This window comes from Pontibacter chinhatensis, from assembly GCF_900113285.1.
Classification (GTDB): Bacteria; Bacteroidota; Bacteroidia; order Cytophagales; family Hymenobacteraceae; genus Pontibacter; species Pontibacter chinhatensis.
In genome coordinates, this window is sequence record NZ_FOOT01000006.1 from 28,148 (window position 1) to 44,909 (window position 16,762).

A 16,762-nucleotide genomic window follows, 5' to 3' on the forward strand; every position below is an offset into this window, starting at 1 on the left:
TCCCGCTTATGCTAATAACTGTTTATCAGCTTTCCAGATACTCCTCGGCAAGTGCCATGTAGTCACGCGCGCCGTTGGAGGAAGCGTCGTAGTCCAAAATACTTTGTCCAAAAGAGGGGGCTTCAGCAAGTTTTACGTTCATGCGGATATGGTTCCGGAATATCTTCTCTTTAACATTCTCGTGCAGGTACTCCAGGACTTCCTGGCTTAGCTTTCGGCGCACGTCAAACATCACCACTACGATTCCTTTTACTTTAAGTTGCGAATTGAAAGCTTTTTTTACTTTCTGGATCGTGTTCATGATCTGGTCAAGCCCCTGTAGAGTGAGCACCTCCATTTGTAAGGGGACGAGTACTTCGTGCGCTGCTGTTAAGGCGTTTAGCGTTAGCACGGAGAGCGAGGGCGGGCAATCTATAAGTATAAAATCAAAGCCTTTTGCCTCTGCCAGAATCGTCTTGAGAAACTTCTCCCGCTCCGGCTCTGTCACCAGCGAGATTTCCACATCCACCAGATCGTTGGAGCCAGGCACCACCCAGAGACCGTCCTTCTCCACCCATGTCTCCTGCAGGCTATTATCGCCAAGGAACACACCGGCCAGCGTTTTTTCCGGGTTGGGTATGGCCAGTGAGTAAGAAAGATTGCTTTGCGGGTCCAGGTCTACCAAGAGCACCTTCTTGCCTAGCTTGCTCAGGGCACTGCCCAGGTTAATGGTTGTAGTTGTCTTGCCGGTGCCGCCTTTCTGGTTTATGACGGCTACTACCTTCGTCTTCATGGTATGAAATTATAGGTGCTGGATGATCGTCAATTACCAGCCGCACCACTAAACTAAGCAAAAGTGAAGTATTTAAAAAGTCTAATATAAGGGAGCAATGCTTCAGGAGGCAAACTGGTCCAGCAGCAGGCCGGTGGTGGTGTGAATTTCCTGCCATTGCTCCAGGTGAAGGGCAACGGCCACCACGCCCCCGGGCTCCAGGTAACCAAGGCGCAGGTTCTCCGTTAATTCCCGGGCAAGGCGGGTAAGGCCGGGGTTGTGCGCCACCAGCAGTACCTGATTCACATTATCCGGCAGCTCCCCCAGGCTTTTTATCAAATTTGCCTCACGGGCATTATACAGGTCCGGGTTATAGGTTATATTCTCCTCGTCAAAGTATAAACGGTTAGCAAGAATGCGGGCAGTGGCGTTTGCCCGGGCAGCGGGACTGGCCAACAGAGCATCCACTTTAGAAAATTTTTCACGCAGCCACTGGCCAGTCGATTTTGCCTGCTGGTGGCCATTTGGAGTTAGTTCGCGTTCAAAGTCGGGCTGGAGCGGAAAGGGTTCATACGCTTCCGCATGGCGGCATAGGAGCACGATTCGTTGCATAGATTTGTCGGATGACCGTATAGTACTTGTACTGGCCCGGCACACGGCCGGCAGGATTTTAATTGCGTAGTTAAACCTCTCTTATACGGATTGGGTTGTAATTGTTGAAAAAAAAATTTGAACTTTGGGCCAAATCTCACCTGTTCGCCCTGTAAAGATAAAGGATGATAAAAAATTTAGTCATAGTAGAGTCGCCTGCCAAGGCAAAGACGATTGAGGGATATTTAGGGAAGGATTTCGTTGTGAAATCCAGCTTCGGCCATGTGCGCGACTTGCCTAAGGACAACAACGCCATTGATATAGAGAACGGTTTTAAGCCCACCTATGTCATCTCCAGCGACAAAAAGGAGGTGGTATCGCAGCTGCGCAAGCTGGCAAAGGAGGCGGAGACAGTTTGGCTTGCATCGGACGACGACCGCGAGGGAGAAGCCATTTCGTGGCACCTGACCGAGGCCCTGAACCTGAACGACGCCAAGACGCGCCGCATCGTTTTCCGCGAGATTACCAAAAACGCCATACTTAACGCCATCAGCTCACCGCGCGGCATCGACATGGACCTGGTGAACGCCCAGCAGGCACGCCGTATCCTGGACCGCCTGGTGGGTTTTGAGCTGTCGCCGGTACTGTGGAAGAAAATAAAGACCGGCCTTTCGGCTGGTCGTGTGCAGTCGGTGGCGGTACGCCTAGTGGTGGAGCGCGAGCGCGAGATTGAGCGATTCAAGGCAGAAGCAGCTTTCCGAATCACGGCATCGTTCGACGTACAGGGCCGTACCCTGGAGGCCGAGCTCCCGCAGAAGTTCAAAACCGAAGAGGAGGCACAAGCATTCCTACAGCAATGTATTGGTGCAGAGTATAAGATTGAGAACCTGGAGAAAAAGCCGCTTAAACGCAGCCCTGCTCCGCCGTTCACCACCTCTACCCTGCAGCAGGAAGCCAGCCGGAAGCTATACTTCTCCGTGGCCCAGACCATGACCATTGCCCAGCGCCTGTACGAGGCCGGTAAAATCTCCTATATGCGTACCGACTCCGTGAACCTGTCGGAGGAGGCCATACAGGGTGCCAGCCGCGAAATACAGCGCTCTTTCGGGGAGAATTTCGTGAAAACACGTCGCTTCAAAACCAAGTCTTCCGGAGCACAGGAAGCACACGAAGCCATCCGTCCGACTGATTTCTCGCAGATGACCGTGAGCAGCGACCGCAACGAGCAGCGCTTGTACGAGCTTATTTGGAAACGCGCCATTGCTTCTCAGATGGCCGACGCAGAGATAGAGAAGACTACTGTAACCATAGGTATCTCTACACAGCCTGACCAAAAGCTGCAGGCTACCGGAGAGGTAATCAAATTTGAGGGCTTCCTGAAAGTATACATCGAATCGAAAGACGATGAGGAGGAAGGTGCTGACGAGGATGTAAAAGGCATGCTGCCGCCTCTGAGCATTGGCCAAAGTATTGACCTGCGCCAGATGGTGGCCACCCAGCGTTACAGCCGCCCTGCCGCCCGCTACACTGAAGCCAGCCTGGTAAAGAAACTGGAGGAAATGGGCATTGGCCGTCCTTCTACCTACGCTCCTACCATCTCTACCATTCAGAAACGCGGGTATGTAGAGAAAGACAGCCGCGAGGGAAAAGAGCGCCCGTTCCGGGTACTGACGCTGAAAGGTGAAAACATCTCCTCCCAAACCAAAACCGAGATTACGGGTGCGGAAAAAGCCAAGCTGTTCCCAACGGACACGGCTATGGTGGTGAACGACTTTTTGGTGGAGCACTTCCCGAACGTGATTGATTATTCCTTCACAGCCCGCGTAGAAGCCGAGTTTGACGAGATTGCGCAGGGCTCAAAAGAGTGGGAAGACATGCTCGAGAAGTTCTACGAGAAGTTCCACAAGCGCATCGAGTCAAGTGAGAATATCTCCAGAGCAGAGGTTTCTGGCGCCCGCGAGCTGGGCACAGACCCTGTTTCCGGCAAAACGGTGGTAGCTAAGCTAGGCAGGTTTGGCCCTTATGTGCAGTTGGGAGAGGAAAACCCTGAAACAGGCGAGAAACCAGTTTATGCCAGTCTGCGCAAAGGCCAGTTCATTGAGAGCCTGGCGCTGGAGGATGCCCTGGAGCTGTTTAAACTACCGCGCATTGTGGGTACTTTCGAGGAAAAGGAGATGACCGCAGCCGTGGGCCGCTTCGGGCCATACATCCGCCACGACGGCAAGTTTTACTCACTGCCCAAAACGCTGGACCCGATGCTGGTGACAGCCGAGGAGGCTGTAGACCTGATACAGGCCAAGCGCAAGGCAGATGCGGAGAAAGTCATTAAAACCTTCCCGGAAAACCCGGACATACAGGTGTTGAATGGCCGGTATGGACCTTACATCGCGGCGGGCAAGAAGAATGTGAAGATTCCGAAAGGCAAAGAGCCGGCTGAGCTGACGCTGGAAGAATGCCTGGCGCTGGCCGAAGCTACGCCTGAGAAGAAAGGTCGCGGCGGCTTCAAAAAGAAAGCTGAAGCAGAAAAACCTGCGGCTGCGAAGAAGGCAGCCACCAAAAAGGCCACGGCAACTAAAAAAACAACCACAGCCAAGAAAGCCGCGCCGAAGAAAAAGGCATAACGTTAAGTACACATTCAAACAGAAAGAGCACCTGCATGAGGTGCTCTTTCTGTTTTTAGTAGCTAACGACTCAATCCGCTATACTTATACTTATACTTATACTTATACTTATACTCAAAGCGGCCAGAGGCCGCCCTATAGCACACACTCGCCAGAGGCGAGCGAGGGTCTTTGTGCCTATTTTTACTTAAATGCTAGCCGTATTAAAAGTGCATCAGAACTGTTGCAACTCCCCCACTTTATAACTTTCTAACATTCTAACTTTCTAACTTCTAAGCCACTTCCTCTCCTCCGCCTTTTCGGGAGCCGCGGTACAATTCATACTTCAGCAAACGGCATTCGATAGAGCCGTTGTAGAGCGGCACACGGCGCGAGGTGCGCAGGCCTATACTTTTGGCAGCCTCCAGGTTGCCGGTAAACACGAAGGCGTCGTAGCCCTGGTAGTTGTTCTTTAACGTATCGCCGATGTTTTTGTAAAGCTCGTTGATGTCTTCCGACTGAATGCGCTCGTTGTAGGGCGGGTTCATCACCACTACGCCTTGGCCTTCCGGTGCCTGGGTTTCGAAAAAGTCAGCCTGCTCTACTTGTATGATGTTTTCCAGGCCGGCATTGGCAATGTTATTGCGGGCTGCCTCTACGTAATCGGCATCCAGGTCGTAGCCAATGATATGGGCCTGCGGCGTGCGCTTTTCCTTCGCCTCAGCTGTGTTCCAGACCATCTCAAAAAGCGACTCGTTATAGTCTTTCCACTTCTCGAAGCCATAAGGGTCGCGGCGGAAGAGGCCTGGTGCGATGTTCTGTGCCATTAAAGCTGCCTCTATCAGGAAGGTACCTGAACCGCACATAGGGTCTATAAAAGGAGATTTTTTGTCCCAGCCGGAAAGGGCAATGATGCCCGCAGCCAGTACTTCGTTCAGCGGCGCCACGTTGGTTTGGAGGCGATAGCCGCGGCGGTGCAGCGAGTCGCCGGAGGAATCGAGCGAAAGGGTAACCAAGTTGTCGTACATGTGCAGGTTCAGGCGCACATCGGGCCGGATGCGGTCTACCGAAGGCCGCGCCCCGGTTTTGGCCCGGAACTGGTCCACAATGGCATCCTTGGTTAGCTGGGACACATACAGCGAGTGCTCGAAAGTAGAGTGGCTTACTACCGCGTCGATGGCGAAGGTCATATCCAAGTCGAAAAATTCTGACCAATCCGTCTGCTGCACCTGCTCGTAGAGGTTTTTCTCGTCGCGGGCCTTAAACTGGCGAATAGGCTTCAGGATACGGATGGCGGTGCGGCACCACAGGTTGGCCTCATAAAGCTGGCGCAGGTTACCCGAGCAGGTCACAACGCGGTTACCCACTTTTACATACTCCATGTCCAACTCGCGCAGCTCGGCTGCCAATACCTCCTCCAGACCGGCCAGCGTGGTGGCTATGATATTAAAATTCTCGCTTTGCGTCTTCTTCGCCATACTTTATACTTTATCAAAGTGCAAAGATAAGTTTAAGAGTTAAGAGTTGAGAGTTAAAAATTAAGAGTGTCACCCGTTCAATTTAAGCGCTTAGGAAACTATCAGCAGCACTGTAGGCTTACATGCTGCGTCCTATTAAAGTTTAACCGTTTTACAGGCTCCCTAACTCATCACTCTTAACTTTTAACTCTTAACTACTAAAGTTATCTTTGCCGCAAATACACCCGCTTATGAGACTGCAGACCGATTTTCCTTTAAAACCCTACAATACCTTCGGCATCGACGTGAAGGCCAAGCTTTTCGCCCGCTTCGACACGGTGGCAGAGCTGCAGGAGCTGCTACAAATGCCTGAGTTGCGGAAGGAAACTAAGCTTATACTTGGCGGCGGCAGCAACCTACTGTTTACTAAGGATTTTGACGGGCTTGTGCTGCAGAATGGCATAAAGGGAGTGGAGAAAGTAGCCGAAGACGAGGAGCATGTATACCTGAAAGCGGGCGCCGGCGAAGTATGGCACGAGTTTGTACTCTATACCTTGTCGCAGAACCTGGGCGGGCTGGAAAACCTGTCGCTGATACCGGGCACGGTGGGCGCCGCGCCACTGCAGAACATCGGTGCCTATGGTGTGGAATTAAAAGACGTTTTTCATGAGTTGGAGGCAGTGCACATCGAAACCGCTGAAGTACGCAGCTTTGACAATGAAACCTGCCGATTTGGCTACCGCGAGAGCGTTTTCAAAAACGAGTTGAAAGGCCAGTACATCGTGACGCACGTGACCTTCCGGCTGCATAAAAAGCATTCCTTAAACACCTCTTACGGCGCCATTAAAACTACGCTGGAGGAAATGCAGGTGCAGGAGCCGACCATCCATCACGTAAGTGCTGCTGTGTGCCACATCCGGCAAAGCAAATTGCCAGACCCGAAGCAAATCGGAAACGCAGGCAGCTTTTTCAAGAACCCGGAAATACCGCTGAGTCAGTTCGAGGAGCTGCAAAAGCAATACCCTAGCATCCCCTCCTACCCGGTTTCGGAAACAACCGTGAAAGTACCGGCCGGCTGGCTGATTGAGCAATGCGGCTGGAAGGGCAAGGTCATCGGCAACTACGGGGTGCACAAGAACCAGGCGCTGGTGCTGGTAAACTATGGCGGGGCCAGCGGCGAGGACATCCGGAAACTGGCCTTCGAGGTGATTGCGTCGGTGGAGCAGCAGTTTGGCATCAGGTTGCACCCGGAGGTGAATATCATGTAAGGCGGGGCTATTCCGACCGGTAAATTTATACTTGGTTTGCCCTAACCATTTGCCCTTTTCTGCGCTATATAGTGTACTGTATGACCTTTTACCAGTTACTATTATGCGTGTGAAAAACATTTTACTCTACCTGTTCCTTTTTTTATCAAGTAGTGCGCTAGTCTCCTGCGATGACGACGATGATGCACAGCCAGAACCCACTAAAACTGAAATCATTACCTCCGGCGAGTGGCGGGGCGACAAGGTTTTGCTTAACAGCATCGATGTGTCCCTGATTCCGGGGGTTGGCGAAAATGCAAATACCTTCCAGACGTTGCGGCTGAATGTAAAGGCGGACAAAACCTACAAGGCTACTTTCCAGGCTAACGGCCAGGACCAAACCTATGAGGGCGGCTGGGAGTTCAACAACGATGAGACGCAGATTACGCTGGAGAACCTGGGCGTACTTGATATTGAGCGCCTCACGATGACGAACATGGACCTGAGTACTACCATCGATGTGGACAACCTGAATCTGCTCGGAGACATTATCGGGGTGGACAGAAGGCTGATTCAAGCCTTTACAGGCGGAAACCCTGTGAATGCAGAACTACGGTTTGTGAAGTAGCCATACTTTAGCAGCAGCGGCCCGGTATGTAAACTACTGGGCCGCTGCTGCTAAAGGCTCTCCCCTATTTATTCTTCTTTCTTCTCTATTTCTTTTGTCTCCACTTTCACGGCGTTGTCCTGAGGGTGGATGCCGCGGTCGTGCTCCCGGGAATATACTTGCGTAAACTCGGCCCCAAGCAGGAAAATTACTGCCGCGTAGTATACCCACACCAGAATCAGTACCAGCGAACCGGCCGCGCCGTAAGTATCGGCCAGTGGGTCGTGCTGGAAGTATATGTTGAGTATGTACTTGCCCAGCACGAATAGGATGGCCGTCACGGGGGCGCCTACCCACACATTGGGCCAGCGGATTTTAGCATCAGGTAGCACCTTGAAAATGGCCGCGAAAATGACCGTGCTGATAAGGACGGAAATCAGCACATTGCCCACAGTTATCAAGTATACAGCTACACCCGACATCTCCTGCCGCAGAAAATCGCTGACCAGCCCCATCACGATATCAACAGAAAGCGACACCAGCAGCAGAAAGCCCAGGCTCACCACCAGCGCCAGCGACAGCACACGGTCCACCACCAGCTTCAGCCAGCCCAGCTCTGCCTTGGCTTTTACCTCCCACATGGCGTTCAGGGAGTCCTGCAGCGACACGAATACGGTGGTAGCTGAGAATACCATGGTGGCCACGCCAACGACAGTGCCAATAGTGGTAGAAGCGGAGCGGTCGGCGTTCTCAATAATGTTCTGGATTTGCTGCGCGCTGCTGCGGCCCACAATGCCGCCAATCTGCTTGGCCAGCTCCCCCTGCACCGCCTCGTCGCCAAATACGATGCCGGCAATGCGCAGCGTGATGATGAGCACGGCAGGCAGGGAGAAAATCGTATAAAACCCAATGATGGCTGCCCAGTCGAGCGGCCTGTCGTCTGCAAACTCTTTAAAGGTCAGTTTGGTGAGTTTCCAGCTCCGTTTTAGCTGTTTGTTCATGCAATCATACTTATATCTGGTCTTGACGCCCCTCAAGAACAGGTATACGTACGGCGAACGCTAGCTCGATGATACTTACAGGAGGGGATTAGCTTCCGTCTGATGTAACTTCATCTCCTTCAGTTTATGTTGTTCCTCTCTGTCTCCAAGGCATAGCGCATTTACAGTCTGTAGGTAGGTAAGCTTATTGTGGAGGTAATAGTGCAGTATTGTGTCTTCGACGTCCCTCAGCTCGCAGGCAAATAGCTTCTGAAACCTTGTTCTTACAACCTGCCCATTCAGAAGATGCAGTATCAACGTGTTTTCTACGCCCTGAGATAAGGTGTTCTCAAAAAAATTACTGAAGCCTCTGTCTGATCTTTCATCCCCGAGCCAATCTGTCCCTTCAAATACGACATACCTGATAGCACTTAACGGATAAACTTGTTTGTCTATTTCAATGGCATCCTTGCTGAAAACAATGTGCCCTTCAAGCGCTCCTTTCAGGGGCCTATACTTGTTTACCACCAGCACACTCAGAAGAATGTGGTAAATACCTGGCAGAACGAGAGCAACAGATAAGTAAGAATAAATGGGGTGGGACTCGGGCGTACCCACCACATGCTTCAAGGCCAAAATGAGGAGCACCACACCTGCTATAAAAGCATAACTGATGTATGTTCTGGTCCAGTAAAAACGGTACGGTTTGTAGATCGAGAACTTCTTCATCATACTTTCACGCACTTGCTACTTCACACGTAGCCTGGCCAGGTAATTTCCCGTTTCCCCCTCCAGCAGCAGTTCAAAGGTATAGCCGTGGTTTAGAGCATAGTCTTCCAGGATGGAGGGGTCGATGAAGAGCCAGTTGAACCAGCCGCTTTCCTGGTCTTTGTAGGTCATGTTATACTTCACCTCCCCGTAATAGCCGGCGTTCAGGTCCAGCAGCACCGAGCCGTCTTCCTCCTCATACATATACAGGATGTCGGATGACTCCAGCAGGATTTGCCCACCGGGTTTGAGCAGGGTTTTGGCGTGTTCCAGGAAATGCGGCAGGCCATCCAACGTGCCGGCTATCCCAATGCCGTTCATCAGCAGCAGCAGCGTGTCATACTTTTTGCCTTGCAGGTCGAACAGGTTTTGGTGCAGCACCTGCATTACGCCCTGCCGCTGCATGGCCTCCACGGCTCCCTCCGAAATGTCCAGGGCAGTAACCTCCACTCCGCGCTGCTGCAGCGCCAGGGCGTGGCAGCCAGCCCCTGCGCCCACGTCCAGCACGCTTCCACGGCAGGCGTTTAGGGCAAGTACCTCCAGCTCAGGCATGTGCTCTTCTGTCCGGAAAAGGTAATACACCGGAATCACGTCATCCTCGGTCAGGTTGCTTTCTACGGTGATCTCTGCATTTTCGGCTCCTGCTAGGTAATCCAGCACAGCAGCGCCAATCGGGTCATTTTTCATGTACTCTTATACTTTCAGGTCTGCAATTTCGGCACAAAAGGCGTCCGGACAAACTCAATTTATACTTATCAAATGATAAAATTCAAAGACATTATATACAGTTATCACTGCATCAGCCGTTTATATTAAAAATAGTAGTATCGTGATATTGCATATCTGCGAAACTTCAATAGATTTAACATCGTTTTTTGAGAGCAAAGCCTATGTCACTTAACGCCTTCAGCCATAACCTGCTCATGAACCCAAAACTGGAAGCCAAGTATTTGCGTCTGGAAGAGCTCAGAAATCCTCTACTAGATGAACTGGACGGACTGGACCATCAGCAGTTGAACGCAGCCCCTGCGCCCGGCAAGTGGAGTATAAACCAACATGTGGCACACCTTATCCTGGTGGAGCAACGCACGCTGGAAAACATTCGCTACAAGCTGCAGCGTCCCGAGGAACTGCAGGACGTACCCTTCGCGCAGGAGGCAAAGGCCTTGCTGATGAAGGTGGCACTGCACTCGGGGCAGAAATTTAAAGCCCCTGACATTGTGGCCAACGTGCCGGAGGTATCGGAGCTGAGCGCCTTGCGCAAGCAGTGGGACACGATGCGCTTTGAACTGGAAGACGAACTAATCGGATTTCCGCCCGCGCTGCTGGCCAAAGGGGTGTTCAAGCACCCGGTGGTGGGGTACCTAACCATTTGCCAGACGCTCAACTTTCTGCAGGATCACTTCATCCACCACAAGCAGATTATGATGGCCCAGAAGGAGGCGCTTATCAACCAACTGCAGGCATAGTAGACACCCTTCCGAAATCCCTTTATTCGTTGTACTTCATATAATTAAGACATAGCATATAAAGTATAAATTCGCCATCAACTTATACTTTCTCCACAGGTTTCCAGCACATCGCTTCATTATAAATTCAGGTTGACCATGCTCTCCTGCTCCGCATAACTATAAGCCCTCTTCGGGAGTATAGCAGCAATGGGCAGCAATAGTATGATGTATGGAAGACAACCACCTTGGGGTAGACTTTGGCTCCAAACTTGCCGGGACGACGGCCGCCGCCATGGTGCAGCAGGGAGAGCTGTATGTATGGCAATGCGAGAAGGGCAATGATGCGGACCAGTGGCTGCAGGAACTTGTGCGGCAGCAAAGCCCAAATGTGATTTATATCGACGCGCCGCTAACCCTGCCCAAAGCATATGGCTTTGCAGTACCCAGCCCCGCCGCTGATTTCTTCTACCGCCAGGCAGACCGGGAGGTGCAGGCCATGTCGCCAATGTTCCTGGGCGGGCTTACGGCGCGGGCCATGCGGTTGCGCGCGCTGATGGCAAACCAGGGCGTTGCCATGTTGGAGACCTACCCTGCCGAGGCGGTCAGGCTGCTGCTCCCCCAACTTCAGGGCTACAAAAAAGATCCAGCCGCACTCCCGGATTACACTGCTGCCCTACAGCGCACCTTAAATTATAAACTGCACACGCTTCCCGAAAACTGGCACCAGTTTGACGCTATACTTTGCTGGCTATCTGGCCATAGGCATCAGCAACAGCAATCTATACTTTATGGCGACCCGTATGAGGGAAGGATTATCATATAGCCCCTGCTTAGAGGTCGGCAGCTGTTTCCAAAGTGCGGAACTCCATCTGCAGCGCCTTAATCTTCACTTCTGATCCGGTGGGGATATTACCGCTTATCGCGTCCTTGCGCTCATTGAGCCGCTCCAGTACCCGCTTGGCCATTTCCCAATCCTCGTTCGTCCAGTTCTCTTTTTCAACCCGTACGCGCTCCATAAAGGCTTCGTAGGCGGCCTCTACATTTGTTTCATTTAGCGTAGTGGTGGCCCACTCCCCGAGCAGGTTTTGTTCCCATTCTTCCATCTCTCCAGCGGAGTGGCTGCGCTTATACTTTTCATCAGCATCCTGGAACTCCTGCTTCAGGTTCTGGTAATCCTGCTTGAGTTCGTCCGAAAAGTTTTCCTGCTTGCGGTCCAGTTCCTGGGTGCGCTTGCTAAAATCCTCCCGGGCACGTTTCCAGTCTTCCTCCGTGCGGTCGGCCACGCTAGCCGTAAAGTCGTTTACCCAGGCCCTGAAGTCGCCCAGGTCGTCCTCTACCTGCTGCTCACGGGTAGCGGTGCAGGAGCCAAGCACCAGCCCTGCCAGCACAGCACATGTGCTTAAAATTCTAAATATGCCCTTCATACAATATCGTTGGTTACGTGGTACTATACCCTCAGATACGACGCAGGTAAACTATAAGATATTATCTTTCAAAACTTAAAGAAGGCATGCTTAAACCCGGTCTTTACAATCTCTGCTACCCTACCGCCGCAGCATAAAACTTAAAAAGATGATAACCCTAAGGGATTAGCTTCGTAAATAATCTTTAAGCAAGAAAATATTAAACTTATTTTACAATAGATATATTTTTTGATAGTAATAATCACCCAACATACCACCTCTTAGGAGGAAACAGTTGCAATAGCTTATACTTCGAGTATGCATTCGTACCGCACAAGTGAAGTATAAGCTATTTACTTTTTGGCCTCAGCAGCACCTAATGGCCCCTCTTGACGGCCTACCCAGAGCTTCAACTTTTTCTGAGAACCTCTTGCTCCTACCGCCCTCTTAACATCACATTACTTACGGCTACCTCCCCAGCATTCCTGTGTAGCCGCACTGACTCCTGCCCGCTACTACGTATATTGAACTGCTTCACAGAGCCTAACTTTAGCGTTAGGTTTGGAGTAAGTGTCAGTGAGAAATACAGTATGAAATGTGGTCCCTTCATACTAGCCTAAGTATAAACCATATTTAACAAACACTTCATACTACAACCTTAAGGAACTATGGAAAACAACCAGGCAAAGCAGGAGGAGTTTATGCGGGAGGCCATCAGGCTGTCCCTTGAAAAGATGCAGGAGGGCTACGGTGGGCCATTCGGCTCCGTTATCGTTCGGAACGGGGAGATTATTGCCAGGGGCTATAATAACGTGCTCCACTCCCACGACCCCACGGCTCACGCCGAAATGGAAGCCATCCGCGCCGCCACCCAGGCACTCGGCACCCACGACCTCTCCGACTGCGAGTTGTACGCCAGTTCCCAACCCTGCCCGATGTGCATGGGCGCCATTTACTGGGCCAGACTGAAGAAAGTATACTTTGGCAACCGCCACGAAGACGCCGCCCGCATCGGTTTCGACGACTCCTTTATCTACGAGGAGCTCGAGAAGCCGCTTGAGAAAAGGCGCATCCCCATGGTGCAGCTACTCCCGGAGGAGGCCAAGGTAGCTTTTGAGGCCTGGGAAAAGAAGCCGGATAAGCAAAGGTATTAGGGAGTTGGGGACTTTAGGAGTTGTTGAGTTTGGGAGTTAGAGAGTTTGTATTGTATTTATAAACCCGCTCAGGCCCTCCACTAGCCATAGAAGAGTTTGGAAGTGCCGGGTCCAACCACCCCCTGCCCCTCCTTAGCCAAGGAGGGGAGTCTGTAATTACTGGTGCTGAAGTATTATCTTCGTAGTCAAAGTATAAACCCACCCCCGCCCCTCCGAGGAGGGGAATAATAATTACTACTTTTACTGTCATCTCGAGCAGCGCGAGGGATCTATCCGGAATTCTAAAGAGATCTCTCCCTTGGGTCGAGATGACAGCAAGAGCAGGAGCTATGGAGTCTCATCCCAGTAATTGTCTCAGCAGGCGATTATCATCCCCCTACCCCCTTCAAAGGGGGACTTGGTTCACGTTGTATTGCAAGAAGCTATCGAGTTCGTTCCCAGTTTTTCTGGGAGGCGCCTATGCGAGTTTTTCCGGTGCCCGTCAAGGGCAGCCCGAGGCACGAGGGCAGGAAAAGCTCCCAGCGCCGAGCAGGAAAACGAGGCCTCCCGGCCTGGGAGGGCACCAAAGCCGGAAATGAAACAATAGGTAAGTAAGTCTGGAGGATGAACGGCAGCTAGTAAGAATAGCTTAGCTCCAGTTGCGGGAAGCGTTGGCTAGGAAAAGTAGATCCAAAGTATAAAAGGACAGGGGCTATAAGCTCGCGCCAGCTAAAGTATACCAGCAAGTATAGCTCAAGTATAAAGTATCACCAAGCAAAGCCTCTCCATCTCAGACCATCTAACAAAAAAGCGAGGGCTATACTTATTACAAGTATAGCCCTCGCTTAAAATAAAGTATAAAATCAGCTTAACGCTTCAGCATATTCGCTAGGTTGCCGAGGCCACCGCGCTTGCCGGCCATCTTGTTCATCGAGCGCATCATCTTACGCATGTCGTTAAACTGCTTCATCAGGTTGTTTACCTGCGTGATGTCCGTACCGCTGCCTTTGGCAATTCTGGCACGACGGCTGCCGCTAATCATATCCGGGTTCTCACGCTCTGCCGGGGTCATCGACTTAATAATAGCTTCAATCGGCTTGAAGGCATTGTCATCGATCTCCACATCCTTCAGTGCTTTTCCAACGCCAGGGATCATCCCCACCAGGTCCTTGATGTCACCCATCTTCTTGATTTGCTCCAGCTGCGTCAGGAAGTCGTCGAAGTTGAACTGGTTCTTGCGGATCTTCTTGTTGATACGCTTGGCTTCTTCCTCGTCAAAGGCCTGCTGCGCACGCTCCACCAGGGAGATAACGTCGCCCATGCCCAAGATACGCTGCGCCATACGATCCGGATAGAACAGATCCAGCGCCTCCATCTTCTCACCGGTCGAGATAAACTTAATCGGCTTCTCCACCACGGCACGAATCGAAAGAGCCGCACCACCACGGGAGTCACCGTCCAGCTTGGTCAGTACCACGCCGTCGAAGTTGATGCGCTCGTTAAAGGTCTTGGCCGTGTTCACCGCATCCTGGCCCGTCATGGAGTCTACCACAAACAGGGTTTCGGTCGGCTTGATGGCCTTTTTGATTTCCTCTATCTCTTTCATCATCGCCTCATCCACGGCCAAACGACCGGCGGTGTCGATGATGACTACTTTCTTGTGCGTTTTCTTGGCGTGCTCAATCGCGTTGAGGGCAATCTGCACCGGGTTTTTACTCTCCGGCTCTGTATACGCCTCCACACCTACCTGCTCGGCCAGCACCTGCAGCTGCGTAATCGCGGCCGGACGGTACACGTCGCAGGCTGCTACCATCACAGAGCGGCCTTGTCTTTTAATATAATTGGCCAGTTTGCCGGTAAACGTTGTTTTACCAGAGCCTTGCAGACCGGAAATCAGGATAATAGCGGGCTCACCCTTCAGGTTGATGTCCTGCTTCTCCCCACCCATCAGCTCGGTCAGCTCCTCGTGCATGATCTTCACCATCAACTGGCCAGGCGATACGGCGATCAACACATCGCGGCCCAGGGCCTTCTCCTTGATGTTATCGGTGACAGTCTTGGCTACTTTATAGTTTACGTCGGCATCCACCAGGGCGCGGCGCACCTCCTTGATGGTCTGGGCTACGTTAATTTCGGTAATGCTTCCCTGGCCTTTAAGCGTTTTAAAGGCGCGGTCTAGTTTGTTACTTAAATTATCGAACATCTTTTTTCTGGATTTACCTACAAAAGTAAGGATTCTCAGGAATACTTACCACTTTATTGCACAACATCAGAATTTACGCTTCCGGCCCGGCAAAGTATAGCCACAACAGCCGATACATTGCTGCGTAAAGCCTTTTGTGAAACATTTATTCACTATATTTGAAAGCTAATGCCTATTGCCGATCGCTTTGAAAGAAACTGAACTGACAGACATACTTTACATCTCCTACTACTGGCCGCCATCCGGAGGGCCGGGCGTGCAGCGTGGGCTTAAGTTTTGTAAGTACCTGCCCCAGTTCGGCGTGCGGCCTACCGTGCTGACGGTAGACGAGAAACAGGCCTCCTACCCCCTTCTGGACGAATCCTTTGCCCAGGAAGTTCCCGCGGAGCTGCTGGTATACCGCACGGCCACCTCTGAGCCTTTCGAGTACTATAAAAAGCTGTCCGGCAAGAAAGAGATTCCCTACAGCGGCTTTGCCAACCAGCAGGCCAAGGACACTCTCGTAGACAAGATCTTCAAGTTCGTGCGCGGCAACCTGTTCATACCAGATGCCCGCGTGGGCTGGAACAAGCATGCTATACGCAAGGCGGAGGAATTGTTGCAGAGCGGCAAGTATAAAGCCATTGTCACGACCAGCCCGCCGCACTCCACGCAGCTGATTGGCCTGAAGCTGAAGCAAAAGTATAACCTGCCCTGGGTAGCCGACCTGCGCGACCCCTGGACCAACATCCATTACTACGACCAGCTGCTGCACACGCCCCTTGCCAAACGCCTCGACCAGAAGTATGAGCGCCAGGTGCTGGAGCAGGCAGACGCCGTGATTGTGACAAGCGAGGACACCAAGCGCCTCTTCCTGAACAAACCGGCAAGTATAGACGCCCGCAAGCTGCACGTTATCTCTAACGGGTATGACGGGGCCGACTTCACCTGTCCCAGCAACCCACCCAAGGACGAGTTTCTGATAACCTATACCGGCACCATCACCGAACAGTATAACATCGATGTGTTCCTGAAGGTGCTGGCCCACCTGCTTTCGGTGCACAACGAGATAAACTATAAGCTGCGCTTTGTGGGCAAGGTGTCGGAGGGGATGAAAAAGCGCATCGAGAAGGCCGGTGTGCTGGGCATCACGGAGTTTATACCCTACGTGCCACACCAGGAGGCCATAAAGTATATGATGGAGAGCACGGTACTGTTCCTGGCCATAGCCGATGTAGAGAATGTATACGCCAATGTGCCGGGCAAGCTATTTGAGTACCTGGCTTCTAACAAGCATATCATTGCCCTCGGGCCGGTACATTCTGACATGGACCATATCATCGACGAGTGCGGGGCAGGACGCCTGTTCCACTACACCGCCTACGACCTGATGCTTGACCACATGACGCAGCTCAGCCGCGCCTGGAAAATAAACCCCAACCTGGACCTGCCCTACATCAACCACTCCCGTTTCTCCCGCGAGTCCCTGACCGGGGAACTGGCCAGGATCATCGAAAAGCTGCTGAAGTAATTTAAAGTATAATTCCTTCTCCGGCGAAGTCGTTCTGCCGGGGAATTCCAACTTCTGCTCA

At 51.9% G+C, this 16,762-nt stretch carries 15 protein-coding genes; 7 read left to right on the forward strand and 8 right to left on the reverse strand.

The window, feature by feature from the left end; all coding sequences use genetic code 11:
• Nucleotides 1-25: 25 nt before the first annotated feature.
• Entirely contained in the window at nucleotides 26-772 is a 747-nt protein-coding gene (locus BM040_RS16555; RefSeq protein WP_092103876.1) for a ParA family protein, read from the reverse strand.
• A 102-nt stretch (nucleotides 773-874) separates the two neighbouring features.
• Nucleotides 875-1,363 carry a SixA phosphatase family protein gene (locus BM040_RS16560; protein ID WP_092103879.1) on the reverse strand — a complete coding sequence of 163 codons (489 nt, stop codon included), beginning with the start codon at nucleotides 1,361-1,363 and terminating at the stop codon, nucleotides 875-877.
• Between the two features lie 164 nt (nucleotides 1,364-1,527).
• On the opposite strand from BM040_RS16560, the gene topA reads away from it, so the two are divergent.
• Nucleotides 1,528-3,963, forward strand: a complete 2,436-nt coding sequence (gene topA, locus BM040_RS16565; RefSeq protein WP_092103881.1) for a type I DNA topoisomerase — start codon at nucleotides 1,528-1,530, stop codon at nucleotides 3,961-3,963.
• A 272-nt stretch (nucleotides 3,964-4,235) separates the two neighbouring features.
• Here topA and BM040_RS16570 read toward each other — a convergent pair whose 3' ends face one another.
• Nucleotides 4,236-5,420, reverse strand: coding sequence for a THUMP domain-containing class I SAM-dependent RNA methyltransferase (locus tag BM040_RS16570; RefSeq protein WP_092103883.1), 1,185 nt, complete (start codon nucleotides 5,418-5,420; stop codon nucleotides 4,236-4,238).
• A 230-nt stretch (nucleotides 5,421-5,650) separates the two neighbouring features.
• Here BM040_RS16570 and murB point away from each other — a divergent pair, with 230 nt between their 5' ends.
• Together murB and BM040_RS16580 are read left to right on the forward strand one after the other, a co-directional pair.
• Nucleotides 5,651-6,667 (forward strand): UDP-N-acetylmuramate dehydrogenase, encoded by a 1,017-nt coding sequence (gene murB, locus BM040_RS16575; RefSeq protein WP_092103885.1) that lies wholly within the window; start codon nucleotides 5,651-5,653, stop codon nucleotides 6,665-6,667.
• Between the two features lie 109 nt (nucleotides 6,668-6,776).
• A complete protein-coding gene (locus BM040_RS16580; RefSeq protein WP_139217836.1) occupies nucleotides 6,777-7,274 on the forward strand; it encodes a hypothetical protein in 498 nt (165 codons plus the stop codon).
• A 68-nt stretch (nucleotides 7,275-7,342) separates the two neighbouring features.
• Here BM040_RS16580 and BM040_RS16585 read toward each other — a convergent pair whose 3' ends face one another.
• The 3 genes from BM040_RS16585 to BM040_RS16595 all read right to left on the reverse strand — a co-directional run bounded on the left by BM040_RS16585 (nucleotide 7,343) and on the right by BM040_RS16595 (nucleotide 9,688).
• Entirely contained in the window at nucleotides 7,343-8,254 is a 912-nt protein-coding gene (locus BM040_RS16585) for a YihY/virulence factor BrkB family protein (protein ID WP_092103889.1), read from the reverse strand.
• Nucleotides 8,255-8,329: 75 nt separating this feature from the next.
• Nucleotides 8,330-8,965, reverse strand: coding sequence for a hypothetical protein (locus BM040_RS16590; protein ID WP_092103891.1), 636 nt, complete (start codon nucleotides 8,963-8,965; stop codon nucleotides 8,330-8,332).
• A 15-nt stretch (nucleotides 8,966-8,980) separates the two neighbouring features.
• Nucleotides 8,981-9,688 carry a class I SAM-dependent methyltransferase gene (locus BM040_RS16595; protein WP_092103893.1) on the reverse strand — a complete coding sequence of 236 codons (708 nt, stop codon included), beginning with the start codon at nucleotides 9,686-9,688 and terminating at the stop codon, nucleotides 8,981-8,983.
• Nucleotides 9,689-9,891: 203 nt separating this feature from the next.
• On the opposite strand from BM040_RS16595, the gene BM040_RS16600 reads away from it, so the two are divergent.
• Both BM040_RS16600 and BM040_RS16605 read left to right on the forward strand, forming a co-directional pair.
• Nucleotides 9,892-10,470, forward strand: coding sequence for a DinB family protein (locus BM040_RS16600; RefSeq protein ID WP_245756271.1), 579 nt, complete (start codon nucleotides 9,892-9,894; stop codon nucleotides 10,468-10,470).
• 211 nt (nucleotides 10,471-10,681) lie between these two features.
• Nucleotides 10,682-11,275, forward strand: a complete 594-nt coding sequence (locus BM040_RS16605; RefSeq protein WP_092103895.1) for a DUF429 domain-containing protein — start codon at nucleotides 10,682-10,684, stop codon at nucleotides 11,273-11,275.
• A 7-nt stretch (nucleotides 11,276-11,282) separates the two neighbouring features.
• Here the strand turns inward: BM040_RS16605 and BM040_RS16610 are convergent, their stop codons facing one another.
• Nucleotides 11,283-11,876: a hypothetical protein gene (locus BM040_RS16610; protein ID WP_092103897.1), complete on the reverse strand. Its 594-nt coding sequence runs from the start codon at nucleotides 11,874-11,876 to the stop codon at nucleotides 11,283-11,285.
• Between the two features lie 647 nt (nucleotides 11,877-12,523).
• Between BM040_RS16610 and BM040_RS16615 the strand changes: the two genes are divergently transcribed.
• Complete coding sequence (locus tag BM040_RS16615; protein ID WP_092103899.1) at nucleotides 12,524-13,009, forward strand: nucleoside deaminase; 486 nt, start codon at nucleotides 12,524-12,526, stop codon at nucleotides 13,007-13,009.
• An 847-nt stretch (nucleotides 13,010-13,856) separates the two neighbouring features.
• Here the strand turns inward: BM040_RS16615 and ffh are convergent.
• On the reverse strand, nucleotides 13,857-15,191 hold the full coding sequence (ffh, locus tag BM040_RS16620; protein ID WP_092103901.1) for a signal recognition particle protein: 1,335 nt from the start codon (nucleotides 15,189-15,191) through the stop codon (nucleotides 13,857-13,859).
• Between the two features lie 187 nt (nucleotides 15,192-15,378).
• On the opposite strand from ffh, the gene BM040_RS16625 reads away from it, so the two are divergent.
• Nucleotides 15,379-16,701 carry a glycosyltransferase family 4 protein gene (locus BM040_RS16625; RefSeq protein WP_092103904.1) on the forward strand — a complete coding sequence of 441 codons (1,323 nt, stop codon included), beginning with the start codon at nucleotides 15,379-15,381 and terminating at the stop codon, nucleotides 16,699-16,701.
• Nucleotides 16,702-16,762 lie beyond the last annotated feature (61 nt).